The organism is Staphylococcus gallinarum, from assembly GCF_000875895.1.
In the GTDB taxonomy this organism is placed as follows: domain Bacteria; phylum Bacillota; class Bacilli; order Staphylococcales; family Staphylococcaceae; genus Staphylococcus; species Staphylococcus gallinarum.
Genome location: NZ_JXCF01000012.1, coordinates 1 through 23,142, shown reverse-complemented (window position 1 = coordinate 23,142; position 23,142 = coordinate 1). Strand labels below are relative to the sequence as shown.

At 29.0% G+C, this 23,142-nt stretch carries 22 protein-coding genes and 2 pseudogenes; 16 read left to right on the top strand and 8 right to left on the bottom strand.

Annotation, left to right across the window (positions count from 1 at the left end; all coding sequences use genetic code 11):
- Positions 1–2: 2 nt before the first annotated feature.
- From pmtB to pmtD, 3 genes are read left to right on the top strand one after another with little or no spacing between them, the layout of a single operon-like run.
- Positions 3–686 carry a phenol-soluble modulin export ABC transporter permease subunit PmtB gene (gene pmtB / locus SH09_RS09360; RefSeq protein ID WP_042739386.1) on the top strand — a complete coding sequence of 228 codons (684 nt, stop codon included), beginning with the start codon at positions 3–5 and terminating at the stop codon, positions 684–686.
- Entirely contained in the window at positions 686–1,558 is an 873-nt protein-coding gene (gene pmtC / locus SH09_RS09355) for a phenol-soluble modulin export ABC transporter ATP-binding protein PmtC (RefSeq protein WP_042739385.1), read from the top strand. The genes pmtB and pmtC overlap by 1 nt, the downstream gene beginning before the upstream one ends.
- Positions 1,558–2,286, top strand: coding sequence for a phenol-soluble modulin export ABC transporter permease subunit PmtD (pmtD, locus tag SH09_RS09350; protein ID WP_042739384.1), 729 nt, complete (start codon positions 1,558–1,560; stop codon positions 2,284–2,286). The genes pmtC and pmtD overlap by 1 nt, the downstream gene beginning before the upstream one ends.
- Positions 2,287–2,360: 74 nt before the next feature.
- Here the strand turns inward: pmtD and SH09_RS09345 are convergent, their stop codons facing one another.
- Positions 2,361–2,921, bottom strand: a complete 561-nt coding sequence (locus SH09_RS09345; protein ID WP_042739383.1) for a thioredoxin family protein — start codon at positions 2,919–2,921, stop codon at positions 2,361–2,363.
- A 166-nt stretch (positions 2,922–3,087) separates the two neighbouring features.
- On the opposite strand from SH09_RS09345, the gene SH09_RS09340 reads away from it, so the two are divergent.
- The 3 genes from SH09_RS09340 (at position 3,088) to SH09_RS09330 (ending at position 5,083) form a co-directional block, all read left to right on the top strand.
- Complete coding sequence (locus SH09_RS09340; RefSeq protein ID WP_042739382.1) at positions 3,088–3,582, top strand: hypothetical protein; 495 nt, start codon at positions 3,088–3,090, stop codon at positions 3,580–3,582.
- Positions 3,583–3,674: 92 nt separating this feature from the next.
- Positions 3,675–4,235 carry an HAAS signaling domain-containing protein gene (locus SH09_RS09335; protein WP_042739429.1) on the top strand — a complete coding sequence of 187 codons (561 nt, stop codon included), beginning with the start codon at positions 3,675–3,677 and terminating at the stop codon, positions 4,233–4,235.
- Positions 4,232–5,083, top strand: a complete 852-nt coding sequence (locus SH09_RS09330; protein WP_042739381.1) for a DUF4097 family beta strand repeat-containing protein — start codon at positions 4,232–4,234, stop codon at positions 5,081–5,083. The genes SH09_RS09335 and SH09_RS09330 overlap by 4 nt, the downstream gene beginning before the upstream one ends.
- 61 nt (positions 5,084–5,144) lie before the next feature.
- On the opposite strand, the pseudogene SH09_RS09325 reads toward SH09_RS09330, so the two are convergent.
- A pseudogene (locus tag SH09_RS09325) lies at positions 5,145–6,186 on the bottom strand (C45 family autoproteolytic acyltransferase/hydolase).
- 454 nt (positions 6,187–6,640) lie between these two features.
- On the opposite strand from SH09_RS09325, the gene SH09_RS16365 reads away from it, so the two are divergent.
- Positions 6,641–6,811 carry a hypothetical protein gene (locus SH09_RS16365; protein ID WP_107512689.1) on the top strand — a complete coding sequence of 57 codons (171 nt, stop codon included), beginning with the start codon at positions 6,641–6,643 and terminating at the stop codon, positions 6,809–6,811.
- 110 nt (positions 6,812–6,921) lie between these two features.
- On the opposite strand, the gene SH09_RS09320 is transcribed toward SH09_RS16365, so the two are convergent.
- Positions 6,922–7,233 carry a YolD-like family protein gene (locus tag SH09_RS09320; RefSeq protein WP_052495430.1) on the bottom strand — a complete coding sequence of 104 codons (312 nt, stop codon included), beginning with the start codon at positions 7,231–7,233 and terminating at the stop codon, positions 6,922–6,924.
- Positions 7,234–7,428: 195 nt separating this feature from the next.
- On the opposite strand from SH09_RS09320, the gene SH09_RS09315 reads away from it, so the two are divergent.
- Genes SH09_RS09315 through SH09_RS09300 form a run of 4 tightly spaced genes read left to right on the top strand, consistent with a single transcriptional unit; the run spans position 7,429 to position 12,356 of the window.
- The gene (locus SH09_RS09315; RefSeq protein ID WP_000706213.1) at positions 7,429–8,541 is read left to right on the top strand and encodes a tyrosine-type recombinase/integrase; all 1,113 of its coding nucleotides are present in this window, start codon (positions 7,429–7,431) and stop codon (positions 8,539–8,541) included.
- A gap of 2 nt (positions 8,542–8,543) precedes the next feature.
- Positions 8,544–10,607, top strand: a complete 2,064-nt coding sequence (locus tag SH09_RS09310; RefSeq protein WP_000026850.1) for a tyrosine-type recombinase/integrase — start codon at positions 8,544–8,546, stop codon at positions 10,605–10,607.
- An 8-nt stretch (positions 10,608–10,615) separates the two neighbouring features.
- Complete coding sequence (locus tag SH09_RS09305) at positions 10,616–10,981, top strand: DUF6262 family protein (RefSeq protein ID WP_000410574.1); 366 nt, start codon at positions 10,616–10,618, stop codon at positions 10,979–10,981.
- A 4-nt stretch (positions 10,982–10,985) separates the two neighbouring features.
- Positions 10,986–12,356 carry a hypothetical protein gene (locus SH09_RS09300; protein WP_000368919.1) on the top strand — a complete coding sequence of 457 codons (1,371 nt, stop codon included), beginning with the start codon at positions 10,986–10,988 and terminating at the stop codon, positions 12,354–12,356.
- A 42-nt stretch (positions 12,357–12,398) separates the two neighbouring features.
- Here the strand turns inward: SH09_RS09300 and SH09_RS09295 are convergent, their stop codons facing one another.
- Positions 12,399–12,809: a YolD-like family protein gene (locus tag SH09_RS09295; protein WP_000612779.1), complete on the bottom strand. Its 411-nt coding sequence runs from the start codon at positions 12,807–12,809 to the stop codon at positions 12,399–12,401.
- Between the two features lie 313 nt (positions 12,810–13,122).
- Positions 13,123–13,968, bottom strand: a complete 846-nt coding sequence (gene blaZ / locus SH09_RS09290; RefSeq protein ID WP_000733622.1) for a penicillin-hydrolyzing class A beta-lactamase BlaZ — start codon at positions 13,966–13,968, stop codon at positions 13,123–13,125.
- A gap of 106 nt (positions 13,969–14,074) precedes the next feature.
- Here blaZ and blaR1 point away from each other — a divergent pair, with 106 nt between their 5' ends.
- From blaR1 to pglS, 3 genes are all read left to right on the top strand, one after another.
- Positions 14,075–15,832 carry a beta-lactam sensor/signal transducer BlaR1 gene (gene blaR1, locus SH09_RS09285; protein WP_001096367.1) on the top strand — a complete coding sequence of 586 codons (1,758 nt, stop codon included), beginning with the start codon at positions 14,075–14,077 and terminating at the stop codon, positions 15,830–15,832.
- Complete coding sequence (gene blaI, locus SH09_RS09280; RefSeq protein ID WP_001284658.1) at positions 15,822–16,202, top strand: penicillinase repressor BlaI; 381 nt, start codon at positions 15,822–15,824, stop codon at positions 16,200–16,202. Before blaR1 ends, blaI begins: the two co-directional genes overlap by 11 nt.
- A gap of 372 nt (positions 16,203–16,574) precedes the next feature.
- The gene (pglS, locus tag SH09_RS09275; RefSeq protein ID WP_042739380.1) at positions 16,575–17,612 is read left to right on the top strand and encodes a 6-phosphogluconolactonase; all 1,038 of its coding nucleotides are present in this window, start codon (positions 16,575–16,577) and stop codon (positions 17,610–17,612) included.
- A gap of 361 nt (positions 17,613–17,973) precedes the next feature.
- Here the strand turns inward: pglS and SH09_RS09270 are convergent, their stop codons facing one another.
- The 3 genes from SH09_RS09270 to SH09_RS09260 form a co-directional block, all read right to left on the bottom strand.
- Positions 17,974–19,353, bottom strand: a complete 1,380-nt coding sequence (locus tag SH09_RS09270) for an aldehyde dehydrogenase (protein ID WP_042739379.1) — start codon at positions 19,351–19,353, stop codon at positions 17,974–17,976.
- Positions 19,354–19,494: 141 nt separating this feature from the next.
- The gene (locus SH09_RS09265) at positions 19,495–20,424 is read right to left on the bottom strand and encodes a manganese-dependent inorganic pyrophosphatase (protein ID WP_042739378.1); all 930 of its coding nucleotides are present in this window, start codon (positions 20,422–20,424) and stop codon (positions 19,495–19,497) included.
- 55 nt (positions 20,425–20,479) lie between these two features.
- Positions 20,480–21,031 (bottom strand): cysteine hydrolase family protein, encoded by a 552-nt coding sequence (locus tag SH09_RS09260; RefSeq protein WP_042739377.1) that lies wholly within the window; start codon positions 21,029–21,031, stop codon positions 20,480–20,482.
- Between the two features lie 139 nt (positions 21,032–21,170).
- Between SH09_RS09260 and SH09_RS09255 the strand changes: the two genes are divergently transcribed.
- Both SH09_RS09255 and SH09_RS09250 read left to right on the top strand, forming a co-directional pair.
- A complete protein-coding gene (locus SH09_RS09255) occupies positions 21,171–22,253 on the top strand; it encodes a glycosyl hydrolase family 28-related protein (protein WP_042739376.1) in 1,083 nt (360 codons plus the stop codon).
- Between the two features lie 124 nt (positions 22,254–22,377).
- Positions 22,378–23,055, top strand: a pseudogene (locus SH09_RS09250) (SLC13 family permease); the annotation flags it as partial.
- Between the last annotated feature and the right edge of the window lie 87 nt (positions 23,056–23,142).

Sequence of the window (23,142 nt, the reverse complement as noted above, 5' to 3'; positions counted from 1 at the left end):
AGATGAAAAATTTAATTATTAGAAACTTTAAATTACGTAAAAAAACCATTGTGTTGTATAGTCTCTTGCTCATTTTTGCACCAATTCAATTACTGATTAACAATGATTTGTTGATCATTAGAATACTTTCATCTATTGTTGCAATGATTATTCTTTTTGTTTCATTGTTAGATTCTGGTCATGCCTTTCGCTTTCACAGTAGATTGGGTCACAAACAATCACTAGACTTCTTTGGTAGTTTACCAGTGTCTAAGAAAGCATTATTAGATTCAACATATATTACTATTTTATTATTTACTTTAATCGGTGCAGGTATTTTATCTTTATATAATATTCCTAGTTCAACAGTTTCTAAGACGGGAATTTCGTATAGTATAACCTTGCCATTTTCTTATATAGCGATTAATTTATTCGCTGTACCAATCGCATTTAAGAGAAATTTAGAACAAAAATCTGAGAATATTTCATATTTAGTTTACTTATTGATAATGATTTTATTTATACCATTTTTAATGATTCTCATTGCTGTAGGCATACAATCTTTGATAGGGCATCAACCTATATTTTTGAATTACTTAGAATTGCTCTATAAATATGGTTTTTTAATTATTAGCATTATTTTCTTTATTAGTAACTACTTTATACAATACAAAAAAATAAGTAACCAACAAAAGGAGGCAAATTAATGCAATTACACGATATAACTAAGACCTATGGTTCTAATAATGTACTGGATCATATAGATTTTGATTTTGGCCATAGCCAAATTGTAGGTTTAATTGGTAAAAATGGTGTCGGAAAAACGACTTTAATGAAAGTAATGAATGGAAATATTATTAATTATAAAGGTGAAGTAAAATTAGGAAATAAAGAAAATATCGGTTATCTAATTGAACATCCTAAATTATATGATAATAAATCAGGACTATATAATTTGAAATTATTTGCACATGTCTTAGGAAAAGGTTTTGACAAAAAATATACAGATTATATTATCGATGCATTTGGTATGAGACCGTATATTAAGAAAAAAGTTAAAAAATATTCAATGGGAATGAAACAAAAATTAGCAATAGCAGTTTCATTAATGAACAAACCCAAGTATCTTATTTTAGATGAACCTACTAATGGCATGGATCCAGATGGTTCTATAGATGTATTGAAAACAATTCAATCATTAGTAAAAGAATTGGAAATGAAAATATTAATTTCTAGCCATAAATTAGAAGATATTGAGTTGATTTGTGACAGAGCAGTATTTCTAAGAGATGGTAATTTCGTGCAAGATGTAGATATGAAATCAGGTGCACCTACTGATTCTACAGTGGTTATTGTAGCAACAGACGAATTTGATAAAACATTAGCACATTTAAACGAACATCATGAAGTTATTCAATCACTAAAAGAAAATAATGAAATAATATTGAATGCTCAAAAGAACTACAAATCACTATTAAAAGGATTAGCTGAAATCGGCATTTATCCAGAATTTATTGAAACTCGTAAGAGTTCTTTACGTGATACTTACTTTAATATTAATCAGAAAGGCGGGAAATAATGAATAGTTTACAATTAGTAAAATATGATATGTATAGTATTTTTAAAAGTCCTTTGACTTATTTAGCATTACTGCTAACTATTATTCCATTAATAGGGTTTACTGTATTGTTTGTTCAACAGTCAGATCAAATGAATGGTAATACATTACTATCGGCAGGTAGTTGGTTCTTCTCATTAATGGGTTTACTGTTTGTTATTAAAACAATCACAAGAGATATCTCACAAGGTACGATTCAATTATATATGAATAAGAAATCAAGTCGTGCTGGCTATGTTATCGCCAAAGTGATTTCTATACTGTTGATTTCAATTATGATAACTGCCGCTCTGGTTGTATTTGTCTTAATTGTACAAGGTATTGTAGATGGTAAAAATGTAAAAACAGATAAATTCTTTGAACTCTTATGGTTTTTCTTTATTTTCCATTTATTCTATGGATTATTGCTTTATTTATTCTCATTAATCGTTCCTAAAACGGCATTAATCTTTACATTAGGAATCTTTTTAGTATTAATTGTTCCATTTGCTGAACCATTCTTACCAATGATTCCTAAAATTGGGGACGACATTAAAGATTCATTAAAATATGTACCATTTAGCTATTTAACTTCTAAAACAACATCAGGTGATTATACATTCACGCATTGGCAATGGTTCATTTCATCAGCATCTATAGTTGTGTTATTTATCGTCAATTTATTTTATGCAACTAGAAAAGATATATAAGATTTAACCGAATTTCACAATAAAAAGAGACGTATGAATCAACGGTTAGAAAACCTATTCATACGTCTCTTTTTTTATATTGTGATAAGTTTGTCTAAAATTGAATCATAAACATGTTTCCACATTTGAGAATCTGTCTTATAGCGGTTACTAATAATTACATGTGTTTCTGCAGATTTATCTTCATATGTAGGATCATCTTTAGCTGGTAACTTTGCACGCGTTTCGTCTACAAAATGCTGTACTTGTTTAGCACGTGGACCCCACACTGAAACTTGTTCAAAATTATCATTTAAAAAGACAAAAATTGGAATGGACCTAGCAGTTCCATTTGTTAGATATTGATCTATTAAATCAGTATTTTCATCACGATGGAAGACACGAACTTCCAAGTTTAGTGCTTCACTGATATGTTTTAAAATTGGAATGTTCATCATAGCATCGCCACACCAATCTTCTGAAATTACCAAGACTTTGCTGTAGTTTGATGTTTTAAGTTGATCTAGTCTTTGATCATTATTTGGTAAAGAGAATGAATGATATATTGACTCTAAATTCTCTTTGTTTTCTGTCATTGCTGCAATATACTGATCAAGTGGTTGACTGTTGTTGAAATACGTTTCTAAACTTGTCATAGTACTTCCCCCTTTAGTTTATTAGGTATTATTATATCAATAAATATAAATGAAAGAAAATTTTTAATACTTATAAAAGTAATATGTTTTAAAAAGTATAGTTTATGGATGAAAGTATGAAATTCCTATGCTATATTAATTAAGTGATATGGAATGTGGTGACAAAATGAAGTTATTGAAAAATGTTAAATGGATAATTACAGTTGTTTTCATACTTATTACTATTGGCACCGTAGTGATATTCGTCAATCATAATAGGTTACATACTAATACTAATTTGAGTAACTTTAAAATTGATAAATTTAAGATTGGTTCAAAAATGAATAAGCATAAATTTGAATTAGATGATGATGTTTTATTAAAGAAGGTTTATGTTTATTCAATGGTTGATCATCCTGAATTTATAGTATTAGTAAATAAGCGTAGTAATCAAATTGTTGGGATGTCATTATTAAATGACGATAGTCTACAGACAAATTATGGTTGGAAAATCGGTGACGATATTTCAAAAGTGAAGGCGAGTTTAAATGCAAATTATAGAGAAAAATCACTACATAATGGATTTAAGTCTTTGATTTTTATTGATAAAAAACATAAAATAAAGTTGTTTGTTGTACATAAGAATAATAAAATAAAAAAGATTGAAATTCATAATAAATAACAATTTAAAATGACATTGCCAACAGGTATGTCATTTTTCTATTTGAACATATAAAGTGGATTGAATTCTATACTTGAATGGCGGTAGATATTTTGGATAAAATCACTTTTTTAAATGAATTAGAACAAGAGTTAGATAATTTACCAAGAAGTGAAAGAGATAAAGTAATGTATGAATATGAGGATTACTTTTTCGAGCAAGAAAGTGAAGGTAGAAATGAGTACCAAATTATTGGTGCATTAGAATCACCGAAGAAAATTGGTAAAGAGATTATGGCGAAGAGTGCTATAGCCTCAGCTGAATATAAACCGAATGTAAGAACCATTGTTCGTGCGATTATGGCATCATTGGGCATGGGTATCTTGTCTGTAGTGATTATCTTGATTCCAATGATATTTGTAGGTTTCTTTATGGTTATCTTATTATTATGTTCTCTATTCTTTACACTTAGTCCAGTGTTACTGATTATCAATGGTATATTTAATCATAATATCAGCTTTGCGGTTAGCAATTACTTGTTTGCAATATCATATACTGGCTTAGGCATTGTACTTTTCGTTGCAATTGCTAAATTAGCTCAATTTGTATATCGTTTAATTTTGAAGTATTTACGTTGGAATATCAAAACGATTAGAGGGAGTGCAGTTGAATGAAGAAGTTATTCATAAGTGGATTAATCTTATTTATAGTATGCTTCCTCTTAGGCTGCTTGACTTGGTTTGGATTTGAGCAACAAAATAATAAACTTAATTCTGTAAATAAAACCTTTGATTCTAAAAAGATAAATAGTCTTAAGTTAGATAGTCAAAATAGTTCGATTAACATCAAACGAGGTAAACAATTTGCAGTTAAATATAGTGGTAAGAAAAGGTTGAACATTGATGACTCTAATCAAGAATTAAGCATTCAAGAAAATAGTAATAGTGAAGATCATTATGGTTTGAATTTTAACCCATTTAGACGAGTAAATGACCAGATGACAATAATAGTTCCAGATAAACAATTAGATAAGTTAACACTATCATGCGAAACAAATGCGACTACCATAAATAATGTGGATATTAAATCAGCAAAAATTTTATTTAATGACACTGGCGGTGCGCGTATTACAGTAAAAAATTCGACGATAAATGATATGTTTTATAGAGGGACTAATTCTCCAATTCACTTAACTAAAAGTGATATAAAGCATGCAAATATTAAATCGAAAAATGAAAGCATCATAGTTAATGATTCCTTAATTGAATCTTCAGTATTGCTTGCGAACAAAGGGAATATTGAGTTGAATAAAATGGATGTAAAATCTGATTTTAAAGCCTCTACACAACACGGTAATATACACATGAGATATAACAAAGAACCGAACAATACGTTGTTAAAGTTAAATCCCGAAAATGGCAATGCGCATGTAAACAATAAAATGTTTATCGATGGTAAAGTTGGAGATGGACAAAATGTCTTGGAATTTTATACCAATCATGGTGATATTCATATAGATTAATAGAGCGTAAATGAAAGAACCGAGTTTAACATTTTGTGTTATTGTCGGTTCTTTTTATAATTTATTCAGTGGCAAATGTTAAATCAGTATCAATTTTTCCAGTGATTTGTGTTTCATTTAATGATGATCCAGTTAACCATTTTGAAAAGTCGACTTTAAGTGGAGATTGATTTTCACCTAAAGCAATATAAGCTGTTAGTGACTGGGGCTCATACATACTTGTGTGTATCGTCCCTGACCAACTTTTAAATAATTTACTATAAATTTCAAATTTTGGATCATTGAACATCTGGAATGCGTCCATTTTATCAAGATGTTGTGGTGTTTTTTTTAACAATCTCGACAATCGCTCCTTCGATTCTTTGGTGTAATTTCTATTCTCATGTGTTAATAATTTAAAATGATTGGTACATGTTCGATCATAGCGAACCTCGATGGAACGTGGTGAAACTTCAATGATTGCATGATTTAAATGCTTATCCATAACAATATAACTGAAAGAACTTCGGTGAGGTATTTCTTCTAGTAATTTTATTGCTTCGGGAACATCTTTACAGTATTGAAGTATTAATCTACCAATCATATAGCATACAAATCCGTTTCCTGGATGCTTTCTATGCATGAAAATTATAACCCATAGCTAGGCCGGCCTCATTCATACCATCCATTCTACCTGTTACTCTAGATGTAGGGGCAACATGTGCTAGTCCACCATCATTTGGTTGGAACAATAAATAACGTCCGTCATATGTAGCAGGGTGATAATCATAATTTCTAACCATATAATCATTGCCTAGAAACACTGTGCAGCCACTATTCTTAAGTGGTGTGAAGCGGTAATGAGCAAAATTTAATATCATTTGGCTAGTTGGGATATTTAATACTTCTTGCATGCCATTAATCTCTTCCCATATTTGTGGTGCATAGACTTGGAATATATCATATGTTTCCTTTATATGTATGTCAAAACGTGGAACACGCTTTTTCCATTCTTTTTCTCTGTTTTTCAATAGTGGGGTTTGTTGCATCCATTTAGCAGTCTCTATACCTAAATCAAAGTGAGAACCGCGATGCGTGAAAATATCTGATTTTACATTTTGCATAAACAAAACTCCTAATTTATTATATATTAACTTACAGAACTGTAATTCTTTTGTAACTTCATATTAATTGTATTATGTAAGTAGAATAGTTATTATAATAATAACATCAGCGAATAACTAATAAAATTAGTTTAATGAGGTGATTATAATGTCAAACTACTATGATTCATTTAAAGACGCCGTATCAACTTGGTGGAATAATTAAATTAACTATATTAAAGGCTAATACAATTGCTATTAGTCTTTTTTATTTTGATATTCTATATACATTGTGCTTATATAGTTGTGAGAAATTTAATGGAAGCATGGATGCATTTATACATCAATAACATAAAATTACTTTAGAATTTTGTAGAATAAAAGCTATAAAAGTGGGTATATATTTATTGATGCTTTTAATTGTGCTATCATTAGGTATAGACATTGTTAATAAATTATTGAGGTGAACAGAATAATGTGGAATTTTATTAAAGGTTTATTTAAATTTGTTTTCGGTACAATCTTTACCGTTTCATTAATCGCTGGCGTTGGTGCTGTAGCATTCGCCTATATCTTCAAAAAAGATTTTGAAGAAATCGAAAGTAAAACTAAAGAAATCGTTTCAGATATCGAAACAAATAATTAATTTATTGATAGAACACGTTAAGTGTTCTATTTTTTTATGCGAATTTGAAAATTGCGAATCAAAGGGAGTAAATAGTAGCTATCTTAGCAGTTAATTACTGCCAAGATAACCTATTCAATTGATGTACGATTATCAGTGGTGAGTATCTTGGTGATGTCTAATAAAGATAATGTCATCGTGCGTGTTGAATTTGTAATCTCACCCTCCAAGTTCATTTGTAATAAATTGATACGCTTGATTCGTAGCTCAACGGTTTCTAACCAACCATCTTGGAAGTATTCTATTGAGACAGGAATGTCTCTATGTAATGCTTGATGTAGTTGGCTGTTCAATTCGTTTAATTGATCATCTGATAACAAGGGACGGTCGATTTTATTTTGATCTATAATATATTGTTGAATCGACTCGAATTGTTCTGGCAATGTGGCAAACGGTTATATATATGTTGAAGAATATAGACTATTTTGTTTAAAATGAATCATATTTTAAGAAAAAATGAACAAAGTAAAAATATTAAATAGTCTTTTTTTATTACGTGTAATAAGTTTAATATGTATGATGTAAAAAGAATTTGAATAGTGTATACTTATACTATTAAAATTAGAAATGAGATTATTATGAAAATAGTAGAAGTAAAATCTAAGAATGGTACCAATTTTATGATTTTAGATGGTAATAATGAACCTATAGTAGATGCAGTAAGATATTTGAAGTATCTGGATAGTGTTAAGAAAAGTTTAAATACCAAGAAAACCTATGCCTATGCACTAAAAAATTTTTTTGTTTACTTAGAAAGTAAAAAGATATGCTATAAAGAAGTTAGTTTTGATAACTTTGTTGATTTTATAAGATGGATGAAAACACCTTTTGAATATGAGAATGTCCTCTCTTATCACCGAAAAGAAAAAAGCATTAGTCCTAAGACAATTAATCTGACTATGACTGTAGTATCTAATTTTTATGATTATCTCTATAGGAGTAAAAAATTAGATGTTAATTTCTATGATTTTATGCATATGGAAAGTAAATACTCTAAAAAATATAAAAGTTTCATGCATCACATAAATAAGGACTATAGAACGTTGAAAAATATTTTGAAAGTTAAAGAACCAAAGAAAAAAATAGAAGTGTTAACTAATGCGGAGGTTAAGAAATTATTAGAGGAAGCTAATAATATTAGAGATAAATTCTTAATACAATTACTATATGAAACCGGATTACGTATAGGTGAGGTATTATCATTACGTATTGATGATATTAAATTTGACTTTAGAAAAGGCCATCAAATAGTTTTGAAAAATAGATTTAATGATAATGGTACTTATTTGAAAACTGGGGAAAGAAAAATATTTATTTCCCAATCGTTAATTGATTTATACGATGATTATGTCTACGAAATAATTGACGAACTTTCAATATGTTCTGATTATCTTTTTGTAAAAATAAAGGGGAGAAATGTAGGAGAAGCTATGAATTATAGTGATATATATTCATTATTTAAAAGGCTAAAACATAAAACATCTATAAATGTTCATCCTCATTTATTTCGCCATACACATGCAACTGTTTTTTATAATGAAACTAAGGATATAAAACAAGTTCAAGAAAGACTTGGTCATAGTAATATACAAACGACTATTAATTTATATGTTCATCCCACTGAAGAAGATATACGTGAAGATTGGAATAAAGTAAAGCATCAATTTCAAGTTTTTAATAAAGGGGAATGACTATGTCAATACCAATTAATTTACCTACAAACAGTACTATGATTAATGAATTATGTACATTACAAAGTAGAACCATCAATATAAAAGGAGAGGTTTTAATAACTGAAATATATGATGATTACTTTTTTAAAAATGATGAGTGGCACATTACAGCTTTTAACAAATTCAAGCAATTTCAAGATAGTATCAAGAACTATAGAGACAAAAGAAAAAATGTTTTCTTTAGGATTAAAAGTAAAAATTTGAATTTAGAATTTAAATACCTTTTTTTGAAACTGATAGTTAAAGAGGATTGGTCCTTATCTAATTTATTTAATACTGGAGCAGTAAAGCTTAATAAGATTGCTAAGTTCTTTAATGAAGTTTATCCAAATTTAAATTCTTTACTTGATTGTGATATAAATACATTAGAAAAGCACTGGTTTAATTGGCTGACTGAAAATAATATACCAATAAAAAGAAGATCATCAACAATAGTTTTTGGTGATTATGAATACAAAAGCGGACTGGCTTCTTTTTTAAAGAATATGTACATTAATCTAATTAAGTTCATTGATAAGCGAGAAGAATGGGAAAAAGATAAATGGGATATTAGAAATTTAGAAAAATATGGATTGAGTTATAATAAAACACTAACTGGCAATTATTTAAACTTTGAAAAAATTGAGTCAATTAAAATGCGAGAATTAGCAAAAAAATATTTAAAAAATCGTTTGATAACTGGTGATATAGCATTTGCTACAGCAAGGTTTTATATAAGAGTTTTAACTAGGTTTTTTCAAAATATATCTAAAAATAAAGAAACAAGGAATAGTTTAAATGAACTAGATAGATGTCATATCGAAGCATATATAGAATTTTTGTTTGAATATGCAGCTAATAAACATTTGCAAAGTACTAAGAATTTTGTGAGAGAAGAATTAAAAACAATTAGAAGGTTCTTAAACGATATTATAACTCAAAACTATGCTATAGCACCGTACCAAGATATACGATTTTTAATTTATCCTCAAGACTTACCTAAACACGAAAAGAAAAATAGTAGCCAAATTGATTATATCCCAGATTTTGTATTGGAACAGCTTTTTGAGCATATAAATGATTTGCATAAAGATTTAATACCTGTAGTTTGGATAGCTTTTAAAACAGGATTAAGAATTTCTGATGTATTGACATTACAAAATAATTGCCTTGCAAAAGTTAATGGAAAGTATTCAATAATCACAGATATTGCTAAAACTTTTGTTAAAGGACATAGAATACCAATTGATAATAAATTAGCTGATATAATAGCAGTTTTAATAGCCGATTCTAAAAGTAAAAGTACAAAAGATAATAATCCTAATAATTATATTTTTGCTATTTATAAAGGAAAAAGAAAGGGAATGCCCTTTACACAACATATGGTCAGAGCACACTTAAATCATTTATCAAAGACTAAAAATATTATTGATGAACAAGGAGAAATCTTCCATTTCAAAACTCATCAATTTAGACATACCTATGCAGTAAAATTGTTAAATGGTGGAGCAGATATATTAACGATACAAGAATTATTAGCACACTCCTCACCAGAAATGACTCTAAGATATGCTAAGTTACTTGATGATACAAAGAGAAAGGCTTTTGAATCAGTTATTGATCAAGGAGCTTTTAGTTTTGATGTTGACGGTAAAATTAAAAATATACAGCATAGTAGTGAACTATCTGAAAAAGCATTGAATTCTTTATGGCAAGAACATAAATTAAACGCAATGGACAATCCTTATGGCACTTGTCATGCTAGATTGAGTGGTGATTGTCCATACATGGAAGCTCCGCCATGCCTGACTTGTAATTCTGGGAAACCATGTAAGGATTTAGCTATTGGATTTTCTGATTTAGATGTTGAAAAATATGAATTACATATCAAATCAACGGTCAAATCTATAGAATTAGCTAAAAATAATAATAGACAAGATATGGTTGAAAAGCATATAAATATATTAAATAAATATGAAGAAATACTAGGTAATATAAAAGATGGAAACATTATATTCGGGAGAAGTAATAGAATAAAAGTATAGAGGTTAAGATGGAAAAATTTAATAGACAAGAACAATTAAAACAGTTGCATGCAGAACGAAAAGTTAAAACCGAGAAAAAAGTTGATAAAGCAATAAATGATTTAGTTCAAAAAAATAAAGAAATTAACTTTAACATCGTTTCTAAACATTCAAAAGTTTCGAAAGCTACATTATATAAAAATAATAAAATTCGAAAGAAAATAGAGAAGTTACGTGAACAAAACAGAGAAATATTTGTTCATAAAAATAAAAATGACGGTAAAGATGCGTTAATCTCCTCTTTAAAAAGAAAAGTAAATTCTTTAGAAAAAGAGAAAAAAATGTTGAAAGAAGAAATTAGCGTTTTATATTCTAGGCTGTATGAGGATATTTAAAATAATGGACAATAAAATTGAAAAGATTCTAGAAGATATTAATAAATTACAAGGCTATAAAGTAACATATCAATATGCTACTGCTATAAATATAAAAGATAATAACATGAACCCTTGGTTTGAAAAAATTGAGGAAATTCTATTGAATGTAAAAGGAGTTATACGCATTTTATCTCCTGACAACCCCCCGGTAAATTATGATTATTGGATTTTACCTGGAAGATATAAAAGACATACAAAAGAATATCACGAAAAACTAGAAAAATTTTTAGAAAAATTTGCTACTAATGCAAATATTAATGATGGATTGTTTGATCAAAATAATATACATGGATACAAATATAAAAAATATATATTCACTCCACATATTGAAATTACTCATGAGAACACTTTGAATTTATTTTTTTTAACCTTAACTATATTTAACAATGGTACATTTGTTATAGAAATCATTGAAGACTTAGAGAGTATAAACTTTGGAAGCGACTTGTATAGTACTTTCTCATGTGTAAAAGATAAGATATATCCTCTAATTAATCAAGAAAAAAATAATAGACAAAGACAGTATCAATTGTATGGTAATAGACATTGTAAAAATATTAGAGATGTTTCTAGACAAATTAATAGAATTATAAAAATTAATAGTAAGGATATTTTTGAATATAAAGTATCTAAAAATATGGGTTTTGAAGTTTATTATTTAGCTAATGAAAATGAATTTACTGATGATCCTTTCTATGAGGACGTGAAGATTCAAGAGTGGTTAGTAAATGCGCCTATTTTTTCATTTGAAGGAAAAAGTAAACATTTTAGGCAAGATGGTTATAGCGATAATTATATAAACTTCTTGAATAAAGCATCTGTTTTTGTAGTTTGGATGGATGAGCAAGAAGAAGATGTTTTAGAAAAATGTTCTCAAATGGCACTTTATTTCAATAGTTCTGCTAATTTCTTTTTCTTAGAAACTATGTTAAATGAATTACAATTGTATGGGTATCAACAATATAATTTAAATGGAAAAAAAGAAGCCCTATATTTTAGACAATGGATACTAAATTTCAAGAGATCTATTGCAATTATTTATAGAACAGAGCTTTTACCTAGTTTATATTTATATTTGTATCTAAAGAATAATAATGATTTTAAATCTCCACAATATATTGAAGAATTAAACAAAGAAGAATTATCACTAATTGAATTGGAGCAGTCATATAAGGAAGAAGAAAGAAGCGAAAAATTAAATAAACTTTTGTTAATAATAAGTCTTTTATCAATTTTCCAAGTAGTAGAAATTTTTTTCAGTGATAAAAATAATATATTTAATATCAGTATGATACTTATAATGATTTTGCTAGAAGTATTTCGAAAAAGGTAATTATAAGAACACTATTTAAACTTTTTAAAAGTTTAAATAGTGTTAAGTGATACTACAAACGTTAGCATTATTTAAATTATATATATTATTGTTAGTATCAGAAAAGGAAAATGTATTACTAATTTCATCCTTTTTTAAAATTTTTCCTGTATATTTTGAAATGTTACCGTCTTCCCAATATGAGATTGTACATAACTCATCATTTTGAATTTTTATTTGAAAAATCTGATCTAAATTATCTAATGAATCATGTGTTAGCAATGGTTTTTCTATTTTATTTTGATCCTTTATAATTTGTTCTAAAATTTCAAACTGTTGCGGGAGAGTCGCAAAAGCTTGCCATTTGATTTTTCCACGCCCTTGAGGGATTTTAGGGTTTAAATATTTTCTTGGTATTTTTCTATAATCAGTTTCATATTTATATTCATCTGGCGCATTAGGATTTGGAATCATGTTTACCACCTCATCATCATTGTAGAACGTATGTTCTTTTTTGGCAAGGATTATATAATTTTTTAATGTGATTAATTAATTAATTTAAAATAAGTTATTTTCTATATGGAAAAGTTGAGTAAGATTATCGAGCATTTATAATTATAGTAACTGGAATTATGATGTTTGGTATGTTAATAGTATTTTCTCTTTTAAAAAATGTGAACATAAAAAAATAGAACATATATAATTATAAATAATATATATGTTCTTCGATATTATGAAGTTTTATGAAAGATAGAATTATATCAGTTTTTGTAGTACATTTAGACTATTAAAATTTGTTTATTACATTCTTGGCGGTTTCACTTATCAATTTATCATTAGGTTTATCACTTTTATTGTCTTTATTCGTAAAAATGACTAAAATAATAGGTTCAGATTGGTTCTTAGGATAAACAAAAGCTACATCATTTCTAGAAGCATATGTTATTGCTTGACCACTTTTATCAGCAACCTTATAGTCTTTTGGAACACCATCTTTAATTAAAGTGTCTCCGTTTTTATTATTTAACATTAAATCAAGTAAGAAATTTTTATTTTTTTTGCTTAATTTTCCATTTGCGATAAGTTTATTTAAAGTCTTGCCGAAAGCAGCAGGCGTTGAAGTATCTTTTTTGCTCTTTGGTGAATAGTAATTTAATTCTATTTCATATCTAACTGGATTTGTTACTTTATCTCCCAATTTTTTTAAACGTTTTTTAATTTTTTTGATTCCACCGATTTCGTTTATAATTTTATTGTTTGCTGTATTATCACTATACTTCATTGAAGCCTCAATAAGTTCTTTTAAAGTGATATCTTTTCCTACATATTTTTCTAAAATAGGAGAATAAGCAACTATATCATCTTTGTTAATATGTACTTTTTTATTTAACTTATTATAAGGTACTTGTTCTAACAAAATAGCACTATTTATCGCTTTTGAAGTTGAAGCATAGGCAAATCTCTTATCGGCATTAAATTTTACTTCCTTACCACTTTTAGTATCTAATGCATAGACACCAATATTAGCATTATATTTCTTTTCTAAATTATTTAACTCTTTAGCATGTGAACTGGTTGAATTACATGCACTTAAAACTAAAGCAATTGCAATTAAAAGTATTAACTTTTTCAAAATATACCCTCCAATATTACAGTTGTAATTTCTATAAATCAATAATATTACAATTGTAATATTCGCGTCAATAGTTTATTATAAATATTTGAAAGAAGGTGTTGAAATGGCTAAGTTATTAATAATGAGCATAGTAAGCTTTTGTTTTATATTTCTATTGTTATTATTTTTTAGGTACATATTAAAACGCTATTTTAATTATATGTTAAATTATAAAGTTTGGTATCTAACTCTTCTTGCAGGATTAATTCCTTTCATCCCTATTAAATTCTCTTTTTTTAAATTTAATAATTTGAATAATCAAGAGCCCACAGTTGAAAGTAATTCACACAATTTGAATCCTAACATAAATACCACTAAACCTGTTCATGAGTTTACAACAGACATCCATAAGTTTAATTGGGATTCAATAGATAATATCTGCACAGTTATTTGGATAGTTTTAGTTATTATTTTAAGTTTTAAATTTTTAAATTCTTTATTATATCTTAAGTATTTAAAGAAACAGTCACTTTATCTAAATGAAAAAGAAAAAGATAAAATAAACAAGATACTTTTCAATCATCAATATAAAAGAAATATTGTGATTCGAAAAGCAGAATCTATTCATTCTCCAATAACTTTTTGGTATGGAAAATATATTATTTTGATTCCCAGTTTATATTTTAAAAGTATAAATGACAAAAAACTAAAATATATAATATTGCACGAGTATGCTCATGCTAAAAACAGAGATACTTTGCATTTAATTATCTTTCATATTTTTTCTATTGCTATGAGTTATAATCCACTAATACAAATTGTAAAAAGAAAGATGATTCATGACAATGAAGTAGAAGCCGATAGATTTGTCCTTAATAATATTAACAAAAATGAATTTAAGTCTTATGCGGAAGCTATTATGGATTCCGTATTAAAAACCTCATTTTTCAACAAAAATATATTAAGCCATTCATTTAATGGTAAAAAATCATTACTCAAAAGAAGATTAATTAATATAAAAGAAGGCAATCTGAAGAAGCAGTCAAAATTAATTCTAATTTTTATTTGTATTTTTACTTTTTTTATCATGATAATTCAAAGCCAGTTTTTAATGGGGCAATCCTTAACTGATTATAATTATAAAAAGCCCTTACAAAGCGATTACCAAATTTTAGATGAAAGTAAAAATTTTGGTTCAAATAGTGGATCTTTCGTTATGTACAGCATGAAGAAAGACAAATACTATATTTATAATGAAAAAGAAAGTAGAAAAAGATATTCTCCTGATTCAACTTACAAAATTTATTTAGCACTGTTTGGACTTGACCGTCATATTATAAGTGATAAAAATTCACGTATGTCATGGAATCATAATCATTATCCTTTCGATTCTTGGAATAAGGATCAAGATTTAAATACGGCAATACAAAACTCAGTTAATTGGTACTTCGAACGTATTAGTAATCAATTATCAAAGAACTATACTTCTGATCAACTCAAGCAATTAAATTATGGTAATAAAAATTTGGGAAGTTATAAAGCCTATTGGTTGGAAGATAGTTTGAAAATATCTAATCTTGAACAAGTAATAGTTTTAAAAAATATGATGGAACAAAATAACCATTTTAGTAAAAATGAAAAGAAACAATTATCTTCTTCGTTATTGATTAGAAAAAATGAAAATTATGAATTGTATGGGAAAACAGGTACAGGTATAGTAAACGGGAAATATAATAATGGGTGGTTTGTAGGTTACGTAATTACAAATCATGATAAGTATTATTTTTCTACACATTTATCAGATGAAAAAGCCTCTGGTGAAAATGCTAAATTCATAAATGAAAAAATATTAAAAGAAATGGGTGTTTTAAATGGCCAATAAGCAAGTTGAAATATCTATGGCTGAATGGGATGTTATGAATATAATATGGAATAAAAAATCAGTATCAGCTAATGAAATTGTAGTTGAGATTCAAAAAAATAAAGAAGTTAGCGATAAGACGATTAGAACATTAATTACAAGACTATATAAAAAAGAGATTATAAAACGCTATAAATATAATAATATTTATTTTTACTCATCAATTATTAAAGAAGATGATATTAAAATGAAAACTGCTAAAACCTTTCTTAATAAATTGTATGGAGGGGATATGAAAAGTTTAGTGCTTAATTTTGCGAAAAATGAAGAATTAAATAACAAAGAAATTGAAGAATTGCGAGACATTTTAAATGATATTAGTAAAAAATAAATAGATATAGGGTTCAAACATAATACATATATAAATTATGTTTGAACCCTATTAAATTAGATTTTTTATGAGATTAGTACATATAATAAACGGCGCCCATTTTACCATGCCTCGTCCTTGGGGAATATTTGGATTGAGAAACTCTCTAGGAATCTTTCTATAATCCGTTTCATCTTGGTATTCTTTAGGAATCATAAAATCACCTCACCACAATAATAGAACATATGTTCGTTTTTGGCAAGTGATATTTTAACAGAAGAAATGTTCTGAAAATGTCAATAACATAGTATTTATAAAGAATATATTTTCAATTGATTGTTTATTATGTAGATATTTATTAGAATAAAGATATATGAAAATGGAGGGGTTTACATGAGGACGATTGGTTACATAGGCACATATACTAAAAAAGAAGGTAAAGGTATATATCGCTTTGAATTAGATGAACAAACAGGAAAAGTCACAGAAGTAGACACTGGATTTGAATTAGAAGCATCTACTTACGTGAATCAACATAATAAGTTCTTATATGCTATTAATCGTGAAGGTGAAAATTGTGGCATAGCTAGCTTAGAGATTTTAGAAAATGGGGAACTAAAATTAATTAATAAATGTTTAGCATCGACAGAGGGAACTGGTTGTTATGTAGATATTTCACCAGATGGTAAGTATATCTTTGAATCCGTATATGGTGCAGGCTTAGCTAGAATATATGAGGCGAATCCTGAAACAGGTGAAATCATACGCTTAATACAAGAGTTAGCTCATGATTATCCTACTGGTCCAGACGAACGACAAGAAAGCTCGCATGTACATTTTCTAAAGACAACGCCTGATGAAAAATATGTTGTGGCGGCAGACTTAGGAACAGATAAAGTCGTGACTTATGAATATGGAGATGAAGGTCTAAAAGTATATGCTGTTAGTGATTTTGAGCCAGGTGATGGTCCAAGACATATCGCATTCCATGAAGATGGTAAGCATGCATATATAGTACATGAAATTTCTAATATGGTAAGCACTGTTGCATATAACGATGGTAAATTTACTGAAATAGAGCGTCACTCAACAATACCTGCTACATTCGAAGGCGAAACTAAACTTGCAGGTATTCGATTATCGAATGACCAAAAATTTATTTATATTAGTAATAGAGGTCATGATAGTATTGCCATCTTTAAAATAGGAGAAAAAGGTTCTTCGATTTCATTTGTAGATATTGTGTCAAGTGGTGGAGAATTCCCACGAGATTTTAATATTACAAATTCAGATGAATACCTAGTTTGTGCACATCAAGAAGGTGATTACGCATTAACTGTGTTTAAGCGTAATAAAGTGACAGGAGAATTAACTCAAGTCGATCATCAACAACAAGCGCCTGAAGGTGTATGTGTACAATTTTTACAGTAATAGTCAAACGTGTTTGATATAAAAATTCTGAAAAAGTCAGTAAATGAGTAGTACGTATCCTTTAAGGTTTCATTTTTTAAAATACCACCTTGAAGAACGCGTATCAGAAAATTCATTTACTGACTTTTTATTTTGATGATTTCTCGTATCGTAATTGTTCGATGATTTAAGTATTGCATTGAGACATGGTATAGACTCGCGCCATGCTATCTTAGATGTCTTTATAAAAAGCGTATCAATGTAAAAAATAAGGCACATCGTCCCATTTAATAAATAATTACTAAATGAACGAAGTACCTTATATTATGATATAACAATGCTCAACTAACATATAATTTGGTGTTGTTATACTCAGAACTTGTTAATTATTAAAAAACGTTTTTATATATTTGAATTTCCCTTTATATGGTGGGAAGAATAAGCTTGATTCTAATCTTGTTGATTTGAAAATATAAGATTTATCATGACTAAAGGTATTGAAACTATATTTGCCGTGATATTGACCAATACCAGAAGCGCCTACTCCGCCAAATGGTAAATTAGGATTGGCAAGTTGCATCACAGTATCGTTGATAGCACCACCACCGAAAGAAATTTCCTTTAATACACGTTCAGTAGCATTTTCATCTTCGCTAAATAAATACAAACTTAATGGTTTAGGTTTAGAACGGATTAATGAAACGGCTTCGTCAAAATCATCATAAGTGATAATAGGAAGTAGTGGGCCGAAAATTTCATCCTCCATAATTTTGGAATCAAAGGTAATGCCTTCTAAAAGTGTCGGTGAAACATAACATTCATCCGCGTCTGTTTGACCACCAAAGATAATATCTTGCTGATGAATGGTAAGTAAATCATGCAAACGATTGAAGTGCTTCGAATTAACAATTCGTCCAAAGTCAGGACTTTGTTGTATTGATTTGCCGTAGAATTCAGTGATCGTTTGTTTAAGTGCAGTGATAAGCGCATCTTGAACCTTACGATGAACTAAAATATAATCTGGTGCGACACACGTTTGTCCAGCATTAGCAAATTTACCAAAGCAAATACGTTCACTGGCAACTTTAATATTTGCTGTCTCGTCTACAATAACAGGTGATTTACCACCTAATTCTAACGTGACAGGTGTTAAATGTGAACTTGCTGCCTGATAGACTATACGGCCAACCTTTTCGCTACCAGTAAAGAAGATATAATCAAAAGGCAATTCAAGTAGTTGTTGTGTGACTTCGCTGTTGCCTTGACAAATACTTACGTATTCAGCATCGAATACTTCTTCAATAATCCTTTGAATGACTGTTGAAACAGTTGGTGTATATTCAGAAGGTTTCAATATGACAGTATTCCCAGCAGCAATTGCCCCGATTAAAGGTTCGATCAATAGTTGAAAAGGATAGTTAAACGGACCAATGATTAATACTGTTCCATAAGGCTCTTTCATAATATAACTTTTGGTTGGAAACATAAAGATAGGGGTGTTGACTTGCTTTGGTTTCGCCCAATTTTTAAGTTCTTTACGTGCAGTTTTAATATTTTTTAAAGTGAAACCAATTTCTGAGGCATAAGTCTCTACTTTGTTTTTTCCTAAATCTTTCTGAAAAGCGTCGAGTAATTCATCTTCATGATTACGTATACTTTTACTTAACAGCTTGAGCTGCTTTCTTCTAAATTTAATATCTTTGGTTTCGTGAGTATCAAAATATTTTTTACTATTATGGAAAGTCTGTTCTATCACATTCAAATGGAATCCTCCTAATCTGACAAGTACTAGATAAGTATACTTGGATAAAAAACTGGAACATATTTAAATATGTTCCAGGATTACTATATTGATAATATAACAACAATAATTGCTAATTTATAAATAATATAACGTATTAAACTATTTAGTTAAAGTTTCTGTAATTTGAGGAACAACTTGTTTCTTACGAGATACAACACCTGGTAAGAATGCAGTACCATTTTCAAGTTTAACATCAAATGCAACGCCAACTTGGTCTTTTTCAGCACCAACAACAAGGATTTTTGAATCACTGTTAATAATATCAGTGATGACAAGAACAAATAAATCATATTTTTCATTTGCACTTGCTTCTAACATAGCTTTTTCTAATTCATCTTGACGTTCGAACACTTCATCTATATCTACAGTGTTAACTTGAGCGATGCGTGTAGTATAGTCACCCATGTTGAATGATTTTGCATCTGCAGTTAATAAGTCTGTTGCAGATTTATCTGAAGTTGAAGCCCCAGCTTTAAGCATTTCTAGACCATAAGATTCTAAGTCTACGTCAGCAATCGCTTTTAATGCTTCTGCAGCATTAACATCTTCTTCAGTACATGTAGGTGATTTGAATAGTAAACTGTCAGAAATAATAGCTGAAACCATTAATCCTGCAATATGTGGTTTGATTTCAAAACCACGCTCTTGATACATTTTATATAAAATCGTAGCAGTACAGCCTACAGGTTCAGCACGGTAATACAATGGTGCTGCTGTTTCAAAGTTAGCGATTCTGTGATGATCTACAACATGCTTCACTTGTGCATCTGCAATTGAATCTGCACTTTGTTGGAATTCGTTGTGATCGACTAAGATAACTTCTTGATCAGCTAAATTATCATTTAATAATTCAGGTGCGTCTACTTTAAAGTGATCTAAAGCATATTGCGTTTCAGCATTAACGTCACCTAAACGATAAGGTGTAGCTTCAGTATTACCAGTTTGTTGTTCAAAGTCTGCCATAATAATTGCTGATGAAATTGCATCAGTGTCTGGGTTTTTATGACCGAAAATATATGTTTTTGCCATGTTTAAATTCTCCTTATTTTTATATTTAATTTTATTTTATCATGATTAATAGTCGTTATTCTACTACTGCACCCAAGGAATTTTTAAAATGTGTTAACGCCCATTCATGTCCGGTTGGATTAAATGAGGCCACACCTTTATGTGAGATAAATAATTCGTAGCCTAAATTATAAGCGGAAATTGCAGTATGTAGGACGCAAATATCAGTACATACACCTACGATTTCAAGTTGTGTAACGCCTCGTTCTCTCAACATAATGTCTAATGGTGTTCCGAAAAATGAATCGTAACGTGTTTTATCTAAAAAATGTACGTGTTCATTAAACAGAATATTTTGATAAATATCATTAACCTTACCGTACAATTCTCTTCCAATCGTACCTAAAATATTATGTGGTGGAAAAAGTTTACTCTCAGGATGGTAATGATTATCTTCGTAATGTAAATCCATCATAAAAAAGATTTGTTGCTTTTTATTATTGTAAGCTTCAATTCTTTCAACGATATAGTTTTCTATTTGTTGACCGGCTTCCCCACAAGTCAATTTGCCATTATCTGCAACAAAATCATTTGAGTAATCAACTATAATCAGTGCACTATTTTTCATTAACCTTTTACACTCCCTAATTATAAAGTTAATAGTCATTATATACTAACTCGTAAAAACATCAAAGGTGTATATATAGGGTTTAAATTAAATAGAATTTGTTTAATATATAGTAGTCAGGATAGAAAGGAAGTTTTCGATGATAATCAACGCGGCAGATTTTGGATTGAAAGGAAAGCGTAAATGGGCTGATACTAAAGCATTACAACGTGCATTAGATATTGCAAAAACACAGGAGAAGGTCACGATACAAATACCAAAAGGTGAATACCATATACGTAGATCTTTGAAAATATATGAAGGTACAACATTGTTACTTGATGATGAAACGGTCTTGAAGCGAATAGGAAAAGATGCACTGTTAAAAAATGGTCGTAAGCTGAAACGTTATTATGGTTATAACGGAAATAGTCATATTCATATTGCGGGTGGTACATTTGATATGAATGGTTACGAATATCCATATAATAATACAGCAATGAGTATTGGACATGCGCAAGATATCCAAATTGTAGGCGTTACCTTTAAAGATATTGTCGGTGGTCATGCAATAGATGCATGTGGCATAAATGGATTATATATGAGTCAGTGTCAATTTCTTGGATTTAATGATGATAATGGAGAACGAAGTTTTTCTGAGGCAATCCAAATTGATTTACAAGTTAAAGGCGCATTTCCAAAATTTGGTGCGACAGATGGAACAGTTACTAAAAATGTAATTATTGAGCATTGTTACTTTGGTGCTTCTACCACACCTACAATGAAAGCATGGAATAGAGCTATCGGCTCGCATGCCAGTCGATTTAATCAATTCTATCAGAATATTCATATACGATATAATACATTTGATGGATTGAATCAATACGCTTTAACTCCTTTAAAAGCAAAGGATACTTATATTCATGATAATCAATTTATTAATTGTGTTGGAGGCATTCGTTTTTTAGCAGTAAAAGATGGCAAAAATGCGCAAGATTTATCAGGGAGACTATGTAATACGCAGGCAGGCGAAAATTTAAATATTTATCGTAATACCTTTATAGGGCCAATGACGAAAGAAGCGATTAGAGTTCAAAGTTACAATAAAGTCATGCATAAGAAAATAGTCATTGCGCATAATAACTTTGAGCATTGTTCTCAGAAGATTTATTTAAACCATGTTCAAGATGTGATTTTAGTTGGAAATGGTGATGCAAAAGTGGTTAAAAAACAAGTTGAATAAATAAGATGTACAGCGCTTATACCAAAGGTGTAAGCGTTTTAATTATACACTTTATTTGTTGTGAAGATATGTTATAATTGCTGTAATTATTGTGAATATTCAGACAATAATAAAGGGGGATTTTATGAACAAATTAAATGAAGGGGAGCGTCCGCTAAGCCATTACTTAACATTCTTTTCACAAGACAAAAAGTCATATAATACAGGACAAAAAATTGGTTTAATCTTAGGTCCACTATTGTTTGTGTTAACGTTATTATTCATACACCCAGAAGACTTGTCGCGAAAAGGGGTGTTTGTATTAGCAATAACGCTATGGATTGCAGTATGGTGGATAACGGAAGCGATACCTATAGCAGCAACGAGTTTATTGCCATTAATTTTACTACCAATGGGACATGTATTAAATCCAGAAGAAGTTTCAGCGCAATACGGTAATGACATTATATTTTTATTTTTAGGTGGTTTTATATTGGCCATTGCGATGGAACGATGGAATTTACATACGCGTGTAGCATTAACGATTATTAATTATTTAGGCACAAGTACTGGTAAAATTTTATTAGGATTTATGATTGCGACAGGATTTTTATCGATGTTTGTATCAAATACTGCAGCGGTGATGATCATGATACCTATAGGTATGGCGATTATTAAAGAGGCTCGTGAATTGAAAAATAGTGATATAAGTGAACATTCATTAAGTAAATTCGAACAATCTTTAGTGCTCGCAATTGGTTATGCTGGGACAATCGGCGGACTTGGAACATTGATACATAAACCATACTCCCGATTAATAAAATTCAATATCCTTAATTGTTAAGCTATTCGGTCTTTTGCCTCTAATACCTTTCTTGTATTTGAAATCAATTTTTTTGATAGACATTTT